Origin of the sequence: Streptococcus sinensis, from assembly GCF_000767835.1 — a bacterium.
In the GTDB taxonomy this organism is placed as follows: Bacteria; Bacillota; Bacilli; order Lactobacillales; family Streptococcaceae; genus Streptococcus; species Streptococcus sinensis.
On record NZ_JPEN01000042.1, the window covers coordinates 1 to 15,097 of the forward strand.

General features: G+C 42.1%; 13 protein-coding genes and 1 pseudogene. 9 read left to right on the plus strand and 5 right to left on the minus strand.

Features of this window, described 5'->3' with window-relative positions:
• Positions 1-88: 88 nt before the first annotated feature.
• From SSIN_RS02685 to SSIN_RS02700, 4 genes are all read right to left on the minus strand, one after another.
• Positions 89-454, minus strand: a complete 366-nt coding sequence (locus SSIN_RS02685) for a hypothetical protein (protein WP_037615433.1) — start codon at positions 452-454, stop codon at positions 89-91.
• A 252-nt stretch (positions 455-706) separates the two neighbouring features.
• Positions 707-2,248, minus strand: a complete 1,542-nt coding sequence (locus SSIN_RS02690) for an ATP-binding cassette domain-containing protein (RefSeq protein ID WP_037615434.1) — start codon at positions 2,246-2,248, stop codon at positions 707-709.
• Between the two features lie 366 nt (positions 2,249-2,614).
• Positions 2,615-3,355, minus strand: coding sequence for an amino acid ABC transporter ATP-binding protein (locus tag SSIN_RS02695; RefSeq protein ID WP_037615435.1), 741 nt, complete (start codon positions 3,353-3,355; stop codon positions 2,615-2,617).
• Complete coding sequence (locus tag SSIN_RS02700; protein ID WP_037615436.1) at positions 3,355-5,529, minus strand: ABC transporter substrate-binding protein/permease; 2,175 nt, start codon at positions 5,527-5,529, stop codon at positions 3,355-3,357. The genes SSIN_RS02695 and SSIN_RS02700 overlap by 1 nt, the downstream gene beginning before the upstream one ends.
• A gap of 188 nt (positions 5,530-5,717) precedes the next feature.
• On the opposite strand from SSIN_RS02700, the gene SSIN_RS02705 reads away from it, so the two are divergent.
• The 9 genes and pseudogenes from SSIN_RS02705 (at position 5,718) to SSIN_RS02745 (ending at position 14,198) form a co-directional block, all read left to right on the plus strand.
• Positions 5,718-6,011 (plus strand): TIGR04197 family type VII secretion effector, encoded by a 294-nt coding sequence (locus SSIN_RS02705; protein WP_037615437.1) that lies wholly within the window; start codon positions 5,718-5,720, stop codon positions 6,009-6,011.
• 78 nt (positions 6,012-6,089) lie between these two features.
• Positions 6,090-6,362 carry a flagellar hook-associated protein gene (locus tag SSIN_RS02710; RefSeq protein ID WP_244880072.1) on the plus strand — a complete coding sequence of 91 codons (273 nt, stop codon included), beginning with the start codon at positions 6,090-6,092 and terminating at the stop codon, positions 6,360-6,362.
• A complete protein-coding gene (locus SSIN_RS02715; protein ID WP_037615438.1) occupies positions 6,352-8,244 on the plus strand; it encodes a DUF3114 domain-containing protein in 1,893 nt (630 codons plus the stop codon). Before SSIN_RS02710 ends, SSIN_RS02715 begins: the two co-directional genes overlap by 11 nt.
• A gap of 46 nt (positions 8,245-8,290) precedes the next feature.
• Entirely contained in the window at positions 8,291-8,815 is a 525-nt protein-coding gene (locus tag SSIN_RS02720; RefSeq protein WP_244880073.1) for a hypothetical protein, read from the plus strand.
• A gap of 278 nt (positions 8,816-9,093) precedes the next feature.
• Positions 9,094-10,041, plus strand: coding sequence for a CPBP family intramembrane glutamic endopeptidase (locus SSIN_RS02725; protein ID WP_037615485.1), 948 nt, complete (start codon positions 9,094-9,096; stop codon positions 10,039-10,041).
• Between the two features lie 165 nt (positions 10,042-10,206).
• A pseudogene (gene uvrB / locus SSIN_RS02730) lies at positions 10,207-12,197 on the plus strand (excinuclease ABC subunit UvrB).
• 107 nt (positions 12,198-12,304) lie between these two features.
• The gene (locus tag SSIN_RS02735; protein WP_037615439.1) at positions 12,305-13,081 is read left to right on the plus strand and encodes a hypothetical protein; all 777 of its coding nucleotides are present in this window, start codon (positions 12,305-12,307) and stop codon (positions 13,079-13,081) included.
• 31 nt (positions 13,082-13,112) lie between these two features.
• Positions 13,113-13,610, plus strand: coding sequence for a GNAT family N-acetyltransferase (locus tag SSIN_RS02740; RefSeq protein ID WP_037615440.1), 498 nt, complete (start codon positions 13,113-13,115; stop codon positions 13,608-13,610).
• Positions 13,611-13,646: 36 nt separating this feature from the next.
• A complete protein-coding gene (locus SSIN_RS02745) occupies positions 13,647-14,198 on the plus strand; it encodes a DUF1697 domain-containing protein (protein ID WP_037615445.1) in 552 nt (183 codons plus the stop codon).
• 101 nt (positions 14,199-14,299) lie between these two features.
• Here SSIN_RS02745 and SSIN_RS02750 read toward each other — a convergent pair whose 3' ends face one another.
• Complete coding sequence (locus SSIN_RS02750; protein WP_037615448.1) at positions 14,300-15,079, minus strand: XRE family transcriptional regulator; 780 nt, start codon at positions 15,077-15,079, stop codon at positions 14,300-14,302.
• Positions 15,080-15,097 lie beyond the last annotated feature (18 nt).

A 15,097-nucleotide genomic window follows, 5' to 3' on the forward strand; every position in this document is an offset into this window, starting at 1 on the left:
TCTTTATTTTCGTGTTTCTGTGGGTGACGGCTATGTCGTCATGGCTGTCTGTCCCACTCTCATATTTATAAAAGATAGATTTAGTGTACTACTTGTTTTGAATCGCTTCTTTTACTTGGGCAATGGTGACAGGTTGAGAGTCTCTATAAACGACTTTGTTGCCTTTAGTATCAAGAATTTCTCCGACTAGAGGTTCGCTACTATCTGCAGATTTAACAGAAAACCCACCACCCATGTTTTCAGGATAGGCAATGATAGTATCCTGGTCTGAAAATTGATTTAAAGTTTCCAAGAGAGTAGGCTCTTTAGAAGCTTGTTTTACCATTATCTCTAGAGTTGGTGGTTTCGCTTGGATATCCTCGCCTTTATCATTTGCAAATATAATATTACTTCCGATAAGGACAGAAGAAATTAGAGTAAGGATAAAAGCACATGTAGTGACTTTCTTGAGCATGCTGAGTCTCCTTATCTATTTTCTATGATATATCGAGTCGTAGTTATTAGTATAGTGTAAAATGCGAAAAGATATATCGGTTAGTTCTGACGCATTAAGCCAGAGAAACATAGTTTCCTAATTTTTTCCTTTCTATCTCTAGTTAAGTGATAGGCCTTCCATTAATATTGTACTTTTTTTGAAATGCAAGGAAAGAAACTTAAATAAAAAAGTAACTTTAAAAATAATATAAGAGTCATTTAATCATAGATTTTAGTTCAAGGATCGGTTTAGTTCCACCTCTTCCAACCCTGTCTCTGTCAGTTTATAAATCTTCTGGCAAACTTCTTTGAGAAAGATTCGGTCGTGGGAGACAGCGATGATAGCGCCGGGATAGGTGGCCAATAGCTGGCGAACCTGAGGCTGAGAGGTGGGAGAGAAGTTGCGGGTTGGCTCGTCCAGAAGGAGAACATGAGGGCGGTCTAGGACTAGTTTGAGTAGGAGGAGCTTGGCTTTTTGACCTCCGGAAAGCTGTCCAATCGGGTGGCGGGCCTCGTCGCGCGTGAACTGGAGACTGGCTAGATGAGTCAGGATTTTCTCCTCCTGAGCCTTGTCGCCAGAGGGAGCCAGAAAGTCCAAAGGAGAGCTTTCGTCATCCAACAAGTCGCCATAGTGCTGGGGCATATAGCCTACTCGCAGATCTGTCCGCTCACGCAGAATCTTCCATAGTTCCTTAAGTAGAGTGGATTTGCCTGCACCATTGGCGCCAATCAGTCCGATTTTCTCCTGACCGCAGACTTCCAGAGTCAGGTTCTCCGCCAGTTGTCGTTCGTCTGCTTCCAGTTTCATTCCTTCTAATTTTAGGATTCTTTTGGTCAATGGCAGAGCTTCTATATCTGAGAAGTGAAGGCTGATGGCATCTTCCTGTGTCGGGATTTCGGTCATTTCAGCACCTGCCTTTTCGAATCGCTTGCCCTGCGAAAGAACGTTTTTCATCTTCTTGGCAACCAGTCGACCTGCAGTAGCATCATGGGTGTTTCGTAAAGTATGCTCCACACTCTGCTTAACCCGTCGGTGTTTTTCCATGGTCTTAGCGTGTTCTTCCCGCTCTTTCCGTGCCAATTGACCTTGTTTTTCAAAGGCCTCCTGACGTTGAGTGCGGTAGTTTTCATAGTCCAGACTCTTGACGCTGGTTCTAGCCTCCTGTTTCTTTTTTATCCGCTCCAGATGAACAATCTTGCTTGCAGCCTGAGCGAGGAAATGCTCGTCGTGAGAGACGAAAAGGACAGTTTGCTGGCTGTGGCTGATAAAGTTTTCCAGCCAAGTCAGAGTTTCGAGATCAAGGTCATTAGAGGGCTCATCAAGAAAGAGAATGTCCCAATCACTGGCTAGTTTCTTGATAAGCTGAACTTTAAGCTTTTCTCCTCCAGATAGGCTAGAGAGCTGCTGCTGACTGGCAAAACGCTGGCTGTCAAAGTTGAGCTCTCCAGCGTAGCGATAGAGCTTGGCATAGTCCAGCTCAGTCTCAAAATCAGCAAAGAAATAGTCATTGAGGGTTAGTTGGGCATCCTCTGAAGGCAGCTGCTGGGGCAGGTAGACAGCAGCAGTATAGGACTTATCAATCTGTCCGCTGTAGCTGACATAGGAGCTGACAAGTTGCTCGTCTAACAAGAGCTTAAGCAGAGTGGACTTGCCATTGCCCTCCTCACCGATAATAGCAACCTTGTCTCCTTGATTGACGGTCAGTGTCAGATCTTTGACCAGCTCCTTCAGGTCTTTTAAGTGGGTAATGGTTAGATTTCTTATTTGCAGCATAGATGTCTCCTTCGTTTTATAATACAAAATACAGCCCTGCTTTATTTAGCAGAGCTGTTTTTAATTGCACAAAGAAGACACAGGAGTGTCAAAGTCAGGTCTTTCGTATATGGTCTCCCAGCCTATACTGCCATAGGAAGGACAGGATTGGTCTAAAAACCAACGGAAGCTAGAAAGTACCGAAAACGAACATCCCGCGGATATGCAGAAACATGACAAAATCTACTAAATAAAGTTTCCTTTAAAAAATAGACTTAATTTTTCATGTCTCCGTGTACCTCCGAAATCATTCTATCTTTAGTCTAGCAAAAAGGGCAAAATAAGTCAACAAAAATCCTGAAAGATTACTTTCAGGATTAATCATATCTATACATTGAGCACCTTGTCCAAGAAATCCTTGAGACGTGGATGCTGAGGGTTATCGAAGATTTGATCTGGTTTTCCGTCTTCTAGGAATTCACCGTCAGCGGTAAAGATGACGCGATTAGCGACCTGACGAGCAAAGCCCATCTCGTGAGTCACAATCAGCATGGTCATGCCCTGCTGAGCCAGATCCTTCATAACGTTGAGAACGTCGCCAACCATTTCAGGGTCAAGGGCCGAAGTCGGCTCATCAAAGAGCATAATGTCTGGGTTCATAGCCAATCCTCGGGCGATGGCCACCCGCTGTTTTTGTCCCCCGGACAGGCTATCAGGATTGGCATTGGCCTTATCCGCTAAACCAACCTTCTCCAGTAGCTCCATACCTAGTTTATCAGCTTCAGCTTGGGTCAGTCGCTTGTGCTCAACAGGAGCAAAGGTGATATTTTGTAAGACAGTCATGTGTGGGAAGAGGTTGAAGTGCTGGAAGACCATTCCGATATCTTCACGCACATGATCCACATTCGTAGTCTTATCTGTCAGATCATAACCATTGACGGTAATCGTTCCACTGGTCACTTCTTCGAGCAGGTTTAAGCTACGTAGGAAAGTTGATTTCCCAGAGCCAGAAGGGCCGATGATACAGACGACATCCCCCTCGTAAAACTTAGCAGTAATACCTTTCAGAACTTCGTTTTCTCCATAGTATTTATGCAAATCGTTGACATCAATTTTTAATTTTGCCATTACTTAATCCTCTTTTCTAAGCGTTTTGCCAAGCGAGTCAAGAGTGTGATGATGACCAAGTAGAGCACTGCTAGGATGGCATACATCTTGAAGCTCTGATAGTTACGGGCAATGATGATCTTACCTGTTTGGAAGAGCTCGACAAGTCCGATAGCTGATACGATAGTCGTATCTTTAAGGGCAATGACGAACTGGTTGACAAAGTTTGGCAGCATAATTTTGGTTGCTTGAGGCAGGATAATCTTGCGCATGGTCTTTCCATACGAAATCCCTAGACTTCGGCTAGCTTCCATCTGTCCAGCTGGAACAGCTTGAATCCCTCCGCGAACAATCTCAGCGATATAGGCACCGGCATTGAGTGACAGGGCAATCGTCCCTGCGACAAAGTCGTTAATCGGACTTTGCTGACCAGTCATAGACTCAAGGAAGTTTGGAATTCCCCAGAAAATGAAGGCTGCCAGAATCATGAGTGGGATACCACGAATAACATCGACAAAAATTTCTGAAATAAAGCGAAGAGCTTTGATTGGGCTGACGCTAAACATTCCAAAGATGATCCCAATTACCATGGCAATTGCAAAAGAAAGAAGTGCCAGAGCGATAGTGACACCCAGACCGCTCAAAAGTTGTTTGTAATTGTTTTGCAGGAGTCCCCAGATGGTTGTTTCGTCAACGGTCGTAGAATCATCTTTGTCAGCTGATAGATATTTATCAAGGATTTCTTGGTATTTACCATTCGCTTTCAGATTGGCCAGACCGTTATTGAACATTTCGATAAGCTCAGAATTGGTTCCTTTTTTCACTGCAAAAGCAACTTCACCACTAGGAGTTCCTTTAATTGGCGTTTTCATTTTCTTGCCTTGGTTGATGGCATATTTAACAACGGGCTCGTCGTCCATAATGGCAGCAACAGAGCCAGAGTTTAGGCTGTCATACATTGAAGAACCGTCTGAAAAAGTTTTGATTTTATAGCCGTATTTGCTTTGATTTTCGACGAGGAAGGTTTGAGAGGCTGTACCATTTTTGACTCCAACGGTCTTTCCTTTCAAGTCGTCATAAGAGCTAATAGTGCTTGATTCTGTCACCGCAAGGATAGAGTTAGCTGTGTAGTAAGGTTCAGAGAAATCAAAGGTCTCTTTACGAGCATCTGTCACAGACATCCCTGCAATCATTCCGTCAGCTTGGCCAGATTGAACAGCATTGATGGCAGCATCAAAGCCAGGGTTAGAAATTTCAAGTGTAAAACCTTGGTCTTCGGCAATGGCTTTGATCAAGTCCATGTCAATACCAGTGTATTGGTTGCTATCATTTTGAAAAACGAAAGGAGCAAAGGATGAGTCGCTGGCAATCGTATATTTAGCTTTGACTGGAGTGGCTTTTTGTCCAGATTTGGTTGTTGTTTCTGGCACTGCAGAGTTTGACGAACTGTTTGAGGCAGAAGTCCATTTGCTGATGATGTCTTTCAATGTCCCATCTTTTTTCATTTGAGCCAATGCTTCGTTGAACTCAGTCACTAGGTATTCGTATTTGCTGCCTTTTTTGACACCAAATGCAAAGCTACCAACAGCCTCACCCTTCATTGAAATTTTCAAATCTTGACCTTGGCTGATTGCGTATTCAATAACGGGTTGGTCATCCATGACTGCGTCAACCGCTCCAGCTGACAGACTATTATACATGAGATCACCCGTATCAAACGTTTTGATGGTGAAGCCATACTTATCTTTGATTTTTTCAAGGAAACGCTGAGCAGCTGTACCGTTTTTGACACCAACTGTTTTTCCTTTAAGTTGATCGTAAGACTTTATTGTATTAGCCTTAGTCGTTGCAATGACAACTTTTGTGTCATAATATGTATCAGACATGGTAAAGACTTTTTCGCGTTCAGCAGTCTTAGTCATACCTGCCATAATGGCATCGGCTTGTCCCGCTTGGACTGCATTGACAGCAGCGTCAAATCCAGGGAAGGACATATTGATATCCCATCCTTTGATTTCAGCGACCTTATTGATAATGTCTACATCAATTCCTTTGTATGTTTGGTCGGAATCTTTAAATTCAAAAGGCGCATAAGCCGTGTCAGATACGATTTTGATTGTATCTGCATGAATCGTTGTTCCTATTGCAAAGATAGGGAATAATGTTAGCAGAAAAGCTATGATTTTTTTCTTCATACTTTCTCTCCTTTGGTAGAATATTGTCTGATTATATCAGAAAAATTTGAGAAAGGCAAATATTTTTTGAATTCCATGTCATATTTTCTAACACAAAGCATAAGCGATGCCAATATTAAGCGCTGTTTTACTTTGCTTGGATAATATGCTAGAATTGAGACACACATATGGGTTTGAAGGAAATTTATATGAAAGAAATTAAAAGTGATATTTTGATTGCCCAACAATTAGGGGCTGCTTTGAAAACTGGGGCAGAGGCACTCATCAGTATTGCAGGTGCCTATAAAGATGAGCAAACTAAGCTTTTGGGAAATGATTCCGCACATCATGCAATAGAGCTTTCTCAAAGCAAAGCTAAGGATATTTCAGCTGCTATTCAATCAGTTTGCGCCAATATCCAAAGCGTTGCAGAGGAATTTCAAGCTATTGATGAGGCTAGTGCCAGTAGATTTCAGCTGATGGAGGGTCGAAACCGTGAATAAAGAGCAGAAGCTCTATGAACTGAGAGAAGAGGAAGCACGCTGTTTCGACAGGAGGAAAGACTGCTGAAGGAAAAAAGGTTGCTGGAGAATCAAATAGAAGATTTTGAAAGGTATTGTTCAGATGCGCAAACTCAGCTTTGGGATTCTTTTGAAACTTATCCTTCTTCCAGAGCCTTTTTTGAGCAGTTGCAGTCAGAGGCATTCTATGAGTCGCGTATGATTTCTGAAAGCTTCTTAGATGATTTGGATAAAGTGAATCTTCAAAAGTGGAAGTTAGAAGATGATTTAAATGACGTCTATCACGAGCGTATCAGAATTAACCAACTGGAGGATGAAGAAGATGGGGATTGAAGTTTATTGCGGAAGTTTAGATGCCCAGGCCGAGAGTACAACAATTATGACTAAAAGCCAGCTGGAGTGCTATAAAGAATTGGGGAAGGCTCTGGAACAAACGGAGAATTCTGCATCCTCCTTATCTGGTAAAGCTTATGATTCTTTTAGAGCTTTTATCAGCGATGTCATTGTCCCTTTAAAGGAAGCAGGAATAGCCTTATCTGAAGCGACTCAGATAGATGTGCAGTCTCTTCCAAAGGAGTATCGTACACAAGTTGCGGATGAGGATTTACAGGAGGATAAGCTGGTAGAGGATATTCAGCGTTATGACCAGCTTCTTGCAGCTAATCTAGATTTACTAGATGCCATTGTGACAAGTAAGTCCACTAGTCCGGGTAGTTTTCAACGGCTACAGGGACTGCAGAAACTGAACGACACCTATACTGCAGCTCGAAAAGAGCTTCAGGAAAAGTTGGATAAACTCCGAGCTTTTGATGCCAGTTCGTCTGAAATATTCGGAGATATTGCTGCTTTGGTGCAAGCGATTGATACAGGTGTGGGGCAGCTAGCTAGCTCTTGGGATGCTAATACAGGGACCTATAGTATTCCTGCGGATTTATCGTGGACGACAGTAGCGGGAGAACTAAAAGCAAATCGTGATTTTGCTAAGAAATATCAGATTGAGCGACCGCACAATCTGTCATGGAAGGAATACAACTCTTATATCACAGGTCTGCGCCAACAGGCCGAAGAGTTGAAGAAAGTTGATGGCTGGGATGATGAGGCTGTAAAGAATTATATCAATCAGGTTAAATCAAGCACAGCAAAACTTCAGACGGGCCAAGAGTTCTACAATAAACGTGACGAACTCTATGCTCAAACAAAGGAAGTAGGATCTGACGTCTACACAGGCATGTATGCAGCAAGTAAGATGAGTTCCAGAGACAAATTAGAATTAGTTCTCAAACATTTAGGGGCTGAGGTGGATGGATATAATTTTATGCATTTAACCAGTACAACTCATAAATTTTCTGATAAAATGGCGCCTCATGGAGATTTTCTGATGCACTTTAGAAAAGATGTTGTTATGACTTTCAAGGATAAATCGCTGAAGGACGATAAATCTGGGTTAGGTCAGCAGATTCACCTTTTCCGCTATTATCTGGATCGTCAAGCAATTTACTATATTCGAAATAATTACGACGGCGCTAATGACTATGAAAAACTCTTGGCTTACGGCAAGGAGCAAGGACTTACCTTTGATTATACAACGGGAGCTAACTATCACAATCGTTATGATAAAGCAACAGAGTTTTTTACACGTCCTTACAATATGAAGGTGCAAGTTCCTAAAGAAAACACAGTTCGTTCAAAAAAAGATTTAAATAATGCTCGGATGGTTGAATTTATTGTGAATCTCGAAACAGGAGAATTTGAGACTCAGTGGGATGCCTATGATCAGCATAAACTGCCTGATGGTAGATACGATTCCAATCCAGAACATTATACTCATGATGAATTGCATGAAATTGCTAACACGGAATCCTTTAACTACGGTCCATCAAAAGGGAATAATGACGTAGTCACAGGAATTTATGCCGGTCAACATAATAGATTGGATGTTACACAGCCGGCAGACTCTGCACTCAGGCAAAAAGCCAAGAGTATCTTCAAATCTGAAGGCGATTTGGGTAAAAAGGGCGGCCAGTATGCAGATATTGTAAAAGGAGGAGGACACAAAGATTATGAAGCTTGGCAAGAAAGAACAAAGGGCATGTCCGAAGATGAAAAAGTGGCAGAGTATAATAAATATAAAGAGTATGCTAGTGGGATCAAGCCTAGTAATCATAGTTATTCTGGTTATACTCATAGCAAACAATATCAAAAAGACCACGAGTGACGCATATTCAATTTTATCAAATAAGAGATTTGTTTTTGTTAAAAGCATGTCAGATATTGAGGCAAACAATGATTTTGGAACAGGATTTGATTTAAAAGATAAAGAGTTTTACTATGCTCATGGAGCTGCGATTAAAGACAACAAACTGTTTGGGGGCAGTAGTAAATATGAAGCTAAGGAATATTATGAAAGAGCACTAAATAATGAAATATCCTCAATTCTTCTTAATTTAAATGTTACAACTGATGAAATAAAAAAATCAAACTATCAAATTACTCGCTCACCTGAATCGCTGGTGAATAAATCCTTATTAAAAGAAAAATATCCACCCGAATTTGAGTTACAATACTTCTACAGGGAAGAAGATCAGTTTTCAAAGGTGCGCATCACATACAACAAAGATTTTCTGCCAACCAAGATAGAATGGTATTACAAAGGCGAAGAAGGGCTTAAATGGTACACTTGGCGGACTTATTCTTATCCCTTCAAGAATAAGGCGGAATTTGATAAACGGTTAGACGAAGAAATAGCCAACATTGAAGAGATTGCTAGAGAAAACGAAGGGGACTGATAGCTCTTTCTAACTTGTTTTCATACTATAGAATCAATGAAGAATAAGGCGAAGAGGATTAGATAATTGAAACTTGGCAAGAAAAACAAGATCATGTCTGATTGTGTTTGTTCAAAAAACCAAGTTTATAAAGAACAGAGGTGAGGATTGTGGCAAGGGCTTTGATTTATAGGATAAAAATTTTCAAATCCTAATCAGGCAGCTATAAAAGATACTTCGCTTTTTACGCATACTGTAGTAATATTTTATGGTAATTAAAAAAAGGAAGGAACATGTTTATGTTTAAATCACGTATGTTGGAAAATGTTAAACTGTCTCGCTACATACCGGCCATTTGGTTGGCAGTTTTACTTGCGATCGGTTTTGTCTATTTAGGAGAAATAATTGCATTTGCTGGAATGATTCCGGTGGGGCTGATCATCGGGATCTTGCTTGGTCTTGCAAATCCAGCAGCTGATCGGACGGCAGTTATGGAAGTGGTCGGACATTATGGTATCTTTTTTCAGCTGGGTAGTTTTTTCTTTATTGGTCTAGTTGTTTTTTTCTGGGTCAAGTTTGGAGAAAAGAGACCTTTTTCCAGTCTGGGCTTCTTTAAGAGAGGATGGCTGAAAGAGCTGGGCAGAGGCTTCCTGATTGGGGCAGCACAGTTTTCGCTCGTCGTCGCTTTGTTCTTGCTAACGGGTACGGGAAGCCTAGAATGGTCACAGCTTAGCTTAGAACCATTTCTCTTTATCCTTGCTTTGATTCCTTTTTGGATCCTTCAAGGGGGAGCGGAGGAGTTGGTTACTCGTGGCTGGCTTTTCCCAGCGGTTAGTGCTAAGTCAAATATCGCCATTGGTATCTTGGTTTCCAGTGCTCTATTCGGGGCATTGCACCTTTTTAATCCTGGTGTGACAGTTCTTTCCATTGTCAATATCGTGCTAGACGGTATCTTTGCTTGTTTCCTTATGCTCAAGTATGACAACATGTGGGTATTGGCTGGCATGCATGGGGCTTGGAACTTTGTCCAAGGAAATATCTATGGCATCCAGGTCAGTGGTCAAGGAGCTACTGCCTCTATCTTGAGTTATAGCTCACAATCTTCTGTCGATTTACTGTCCGGCGGAGCCTTTGGTGCTGAAGGATCTATTTTTGCCAGTATCGTCTTGATTGGCTGCATTGCCTATCTTTACTGGTCACTCAAGAAAGAAAATCGCCTGCCTCAGGCACTAATGTTTAAAAAATAAAAATTTCGCTCAGTTAAGTAAGCTGGGCGTTTTTTATGCTGATTATCGAGATGAATGGCAATAGGTAATTTATAGTAGAGAAGCGGATTCCTAAGCTAGAGCCAAATCCAGAGAAAATAGGGCAAATATGGTAAAATGATAGAAGCAAAAGTTGAGGAATAAAAGATGATTAACAGAATTACAGATAATAAATTTGAATTGGTTTCTAAGTATGAGCCTTCAGGTGACCAGCCCCAGGCTATCGAGCAGCTGGTGGATAATATCGAGGGCGGAGAGAAGGCGCAGATTCTTATGGGAGCGACTGGTACAGGTAAGACCTATACCATGAGTCAGGTTATTGCTCGGGTCAACAAGCCGACTCTGGTTATTGCCCATAATAAAACGCTGGCCGGCCAGCTCTATGGTGAGTTCAAGGAATTCTTCCCCAATAACGCGGTGGAATACTTCGTTTCCTACTATGATTACTACCAGCCAGAGGCTTATGTGCCTTCAAGTGATACTTATATTGAAAAGGATAGCTCGGTCAATGACGAGATTGATAAGCTCCGTCACTCGGCGACTTCTGCCCTCTTGGAGCGCAACGACGTGATTGTCGTGGCTTCTGTCTCTTGTATCTATGGTCTGGGTTCACCTAAGGAATACTCTGATAGCGTGGTTAGCCTGCGTCCTGGACTAGAGATTTCCCGTGACAAGTTGCTCAATGACTTGGTAGATATCCAGTTTGAGCGAAATGACATTGACTTTCAGCGGGGGAAATTCCGAGTTCGTGGCGATGTGGTGGAGATTTTTCCAGCTTCTCGTGATGAGCATGCCTTTCGGGTGGAGTTTTTCGGAGACGAGATTGACCGGATTCGTGAGGTTGAAGCTTTGACAGGTCGAGTCTTGGGTGAAGTGGACCATTTGGCCATCTTCCCAGCCACTCACTTCGTGACCAATGAAGACCACATAGAAGTAGCCATTGCCAAGATTCAGGCGGAGCTGGAGGAGCAGCTAGCTATCTTTGAGAAGGAAGGCAAGCTCTTGGAAGCTCAGCGCTTGAAGCAACGCACAGAGTACGATATCGAAATGCTGCGTGAAATGGGCTATACGAATGGTGTTGAGAACTATTCTCGCCACATGGATGGTCGGAGCGAAGGAGAGCCGCCTTATACCCTTTTGGATTTTTTCCCTGATGACTTCTTGATTATGATTGACGAGAGTCACATGACCATGGGACAGATTCGGGGCATGTACAATGGCGACCGCTCTCGTAAGGAGATGCTGGTCAATTATGGTTTCCGCCTGCCGTCTGCTTTGGACAACCGTCCGCTGCGCCGAGAAGAATTTGAGAGCCATGTTCACCAGATTGTCTATGTATCTGCTACGCCGGGTGACTATGAAAATGAACAGACGGACACTGTTATTGAGCAGATTATCCGGCCGACAGGGCTTCTGGATCCAGAAGTGGAAGTCCGCCCAACTATGGGGCAGATTGATGATCTCTTAGGCGAAANATTACTGCGCGTGCGGAGAAGAATGAGCGGACCTTTATCACAACCTTGACCAAGAAGATGGCGGAAGATTTGACGGACTACTTCAAGGAAATGGGTGTCAAGGTCAAGTACATGCACTCGGACATCAAGACCTTGGAGCGGACTGAGATTATCCGTGATTTGCGCTTGGGTGTCTTTGACGTTTTGGTTGGGATTAACTTGCTGCGCGAGGGAATTGACGTGCCTGAGGTTAGTCTGGTGGCAATTCTTGATGCGGACAAGGAAGGTTTCCTCCGCAACGAACGTGGTCTTATCCAGACCATCGGTCGGGCAGCCCGCAACAGCGAGGGGCATGTGATCATGTATGCGGACACCATGACCCAGTCCATGCAGTGTGCTATCGATGAAACTGCCCGCCGTCGGGCAATCCAGATGGCATATAACGAAGAGCATGGCATTGTGCCACAGACCATCAAGAAAGAAATCCGCGACCTGATCAGTGTGACCAAGGCCGTCCTGCCAGACAAGGAAGAAACTGTCGAAATCGAAAGTCTCAACAAGCAGGAACGCAAGGATATGGTTAAGAAACTAGAAGGTCAGATGCAAGAAGCGGCTGGGCTACTGGACTTTGAACTGGCTGCTCAGATTCGCGATATGATTCTGGAAATAAAGGCGATGGATTAAAAAATATGGTTAGTACCAAAGTTGCAAACTAAGCTCTTAATTACATCTCTAGTCAATGAGTCACTATGTGAAAAATAAGTTAGAGAAGTTTAAGTGGAGGAATTGAAGTGAAAAAGGATCTAATTAAACTAATACTTATTTTCTTTATTTCAATTTTTGTCATAGGCATGATACCGATAGTTCAATTGCTTTGGGCATTTTTGCCGACAAAACTTGTTACGAAAGAGGAAAAGCAGCATATTGAATATGTTGTGAACGCAGCTTTTGAAGATAATTTAGGCTTGAAGGTTAAGAAAATAGAGATTCCAACGTGGGTCAGTCATTTTTCTTATCAATATGATGTAAAAGTTCAATTAACTGAAGAGGCGGACAAAATTTTAACAGATGAGTTAGAAGATGGGACGTATTCCTATTACGCTAATAGCGATGATGAACCATCTTCGATACTAACAGATCTTACCTTTTCTTCTGTCTTAGATACAAATTCCCATCCTATGTTGAATACCTTATATTTTGACAAAGAGTCTGTTCTAAAGCCAGAGAAATTTAAGAAGCTGAGTACAGATTTAGATTACGATGTAACTGACGACCAAAGAGGGTTTTATCGTGATTTGGTCCAAATTAAAAAGGAACTAAAGTATAATCCCAAGACAGAGAAGTATGAAGCGTCAGCAGAGGACATAAAGAAATTGAGAAAGGATATGATCCGATTATCAGAAAAGTATGGAGCTCAATTGAATCTGTATCTCTTTCTGGAAGGAGATGTTCCTGAAGGTGCGAGTTTAAGTGACTATATTGATTTTACTAGCTTACCCAAAAATGTTTATGTAGTTGTTTGGGGAGAAAATGGGAACTTAGATAGCAATGGTTTTCAGGCGGAATAATTGAGATAGATTTATTCAAGGAGAAAAACAAATGGTCATCACTATCAAAGTAATGGAAACAGCTGAGGAGATAGAAGGGAAATCCCGAGTTCATTGGCAGACATGGCGTGAAGCTTATGATGAGATTTTGCCTGAGGAATTTCAAGAGCAGATGACTTTGGATAAGTGCCGATTTTATAGTCAAAAGTACCCTGAAAATACCTTGATTGCCTTGGATGATGCTAAAGTGGTTGGCTTTGTTAGCTACGGTGATTTTCAAGATTCAGCTACGATTGCGGGTGAAATTTTCGCCTTGTATGTCTTAAAAGATTATTATGGCAAGGGTGTAGGACAGCAGCTAATGCAGGCTGCTTTTGCCGCTTTGGATGGTTATCAAGAGATTATATTATGGGTTTTAGAAGATAACAAACGTGCCATCGCCTTTTATGAAAAAATGGGTTTTGTTTTTGACGGCGAGGAAAAGGTCATTGACCTCGGGAAAGGCGTGAAAGAAAAACAGATGATCTACATTAGAAACTCTAGCAGTTAGTTTGGAAATAATAGATATATTTTTAAGGAGCACTACATGCGTTATGCACTTTTACTCCGTGGCATCAATGTCGGTGGAAAAAACAAGGTCGTTATGGCTGATTTGAAGAAGGATTTGGCTGGGTTGGGGTTTGAAAACACGGTTTCCTACATCAATAGTGGCAATCTTTTCTTTGACAGTGAGGAGCAGGAGGAGAGGATTCGGGAGATTTTGACGGCATATTTCAGTCGGTCTTATGATTTTCCCCTGCCTTTTGTCCTGATCAGCTCTGCCATGCTTCAAAAAGAAACAGCCAATCTTCCTGCTTGGTGGAAGGATGAAACAGCTTTTCGGCGAGATGTTCTCTTTTATCTGCCGGAGACAGACAGGGAGAATGTTCAAGAGCTGGCAGGTAGTTGGGCAAATGACAAGGAGCAGCTGCATTTTGGGCAGACGGCTTTCTTTTATAGCAATGCTGACCAAGCGGACTATCTTAAGTCCAACTACCATAAGAAACTGCTCAAGTCTAGTTTTTACAAGCAACTGACCATCCGAAATGGCAAGACTTTCCAGAAGATTATGGAGTTGGTTCATGAGAACAAAAAATAAACTATTTAAGAGTTGATACACAAGCTTTTCTTTGACGATGAGAGGTCTAGATAAGAAATGTTGGAGTCGTTAAATGATAATTAAAAAGCCGCTTTATTTTACTAAAGTGGCTTTTTTTGTACTTGGTCTGACAAATCTAAGGGCATAAAGGCGGCCATGACACGGCCAATGACCTTAGGTTCTTCTTGATGCGGGATAAATTTATCGCTGTATTTTTTATTGAGAGAGATGAGGCGGATGCCGGTTGGGTCATTGAAGACTCTTTTCAGAATCGTCTGACCGTCGTAATCAATGGCATAAATGGCGCCAGCAAATTCAAAATGCGTTTTCTTGATAAGAGCAACGGAGTCTTGCGGATACTTTGGCTCTAGCGAATCCGTGCGAATCCAGAGAGCAATATCATAGTCAATTTTTCTGTCCAGCCAAACCAGATCGCCCTGCTCTTTCTTATGGACAAAAGTATAGTAATCCTCGTAGACCATGTAAGGGAAATAGTTTTCTTTTAATTTCATTTCCAATTCTTGGTCTTTTAATTTTTTTTCAGTTAGTGCGAGAATCTCTTTCTGATTTTCCACGTCTAGATTTTGGTAGATCTGAGTCAACTCGGTAAATTCCTGTGGAATATCTGCCGTGAGTCGGTAGCGGGGGTCGATTTCCTCTACTGTAATAGCAAAAAAATCAGTAATTTTTTCTATATTTGCTGCGATTGGCAGTGAAGTTCCTTTGATATAACCTGTTAGAGTGCTCGCTGGAATGCCAGTTTCTCTAGATAATTCAATTTGTTTTTTTCCTTGCTCTTTGAGCAATTCTTTAATCTTTTTAGAAATGGTCAGCATTGCCGCTTTATCCTGTGGACTTGCCGTTCCTCTTCCTCTTGCCATGAAATCAACTCCTTTTCT

What these genes read in the sequence shown, in the direction of transcription:
- SSIN_RS02720 (WP_244880073.1), top strand. Translation starts at nt 8,291, where the DNA reads ATGTCAGATATTGAGGCAAACAATGATTTTGGAACAGGATTTGATTTA.
- SSIN_RS02700 (WP_037615436.1), bottom strand. Translation starts at nt 5,529, where the DNA reads ATGAAGAAAAAAATCATAGCTTTTCTGCTAACATTATTCCCTATCTTT.
- SSIN_RS02690 (WP_037615434.1), bottom strand. Translation starts at nt 2,248, where the DNA reads ATGCTGCAAATAAGAAATCTAACCATTACCCACTTAAAAGACCTGAAG.
- SSIN_RS02705 (WP_037615437.1), top strand. Translation starts at nt 5,718, where the DNA reads ATGAAAGAAATTAAAAGTGATATTTTGATTGCCCAACAATTAGGGGCT.
- SSIN_RS02685 (WP_037615433.1), bottom strand. Translation starts at nt 454, where the DNA reads ATGCTCAAGAAAGTCACTACATGTGCTTTTATCCTTACTCTAATTTCT.
- SSIN_RS02715 (WP_037615438.1), top strand. Translation starts at nt 6,352, where the DNA reads ATGGGGATTGAAGTTTATTGCGGAAGTTTAGATGCCCAGGCCGAGAGT.
- SSIN_RS02725 (WP_037615485.1), top strand. Translation starts at nt 9,094, where the DNA reads ATGTTTAAATCACGTATGTTGGAAAATGTTAAACTGTCTCGCTACATA.
- SSIN_RS02745 (WP_037615445.1), top strand. Translation starts at nt 13,647, where the DNA reads ATGCGTTATGCACTTTTACTCCGTGGCATCAATGTCGGTGGAAAAAAC.
- SSIN_RS02695 (WP_037615435.1), bottom strand. Translation starts at nt 3,355, where the DNA reads ATGGCAAAATTAAAAATTGATGTCAACGATTTGCATAAATACTATGGA.
- SSIN_RS02740 (WP_037615440.1), top strand. Translation starts at nt 13,113, where the DNA reads ATGGTCATCACTATCAAAGTAATGGAAACAGCTGAGGAGATAGAAGGG.
- SSIN_RS02750 (WP_037615448.1), bottom strand. Translation starts at nt 15,079, where the DNA reads ATGGCAAGAGGAAGAGGAACGGCAAGTCCACAGGATAAAGCGGCAATG.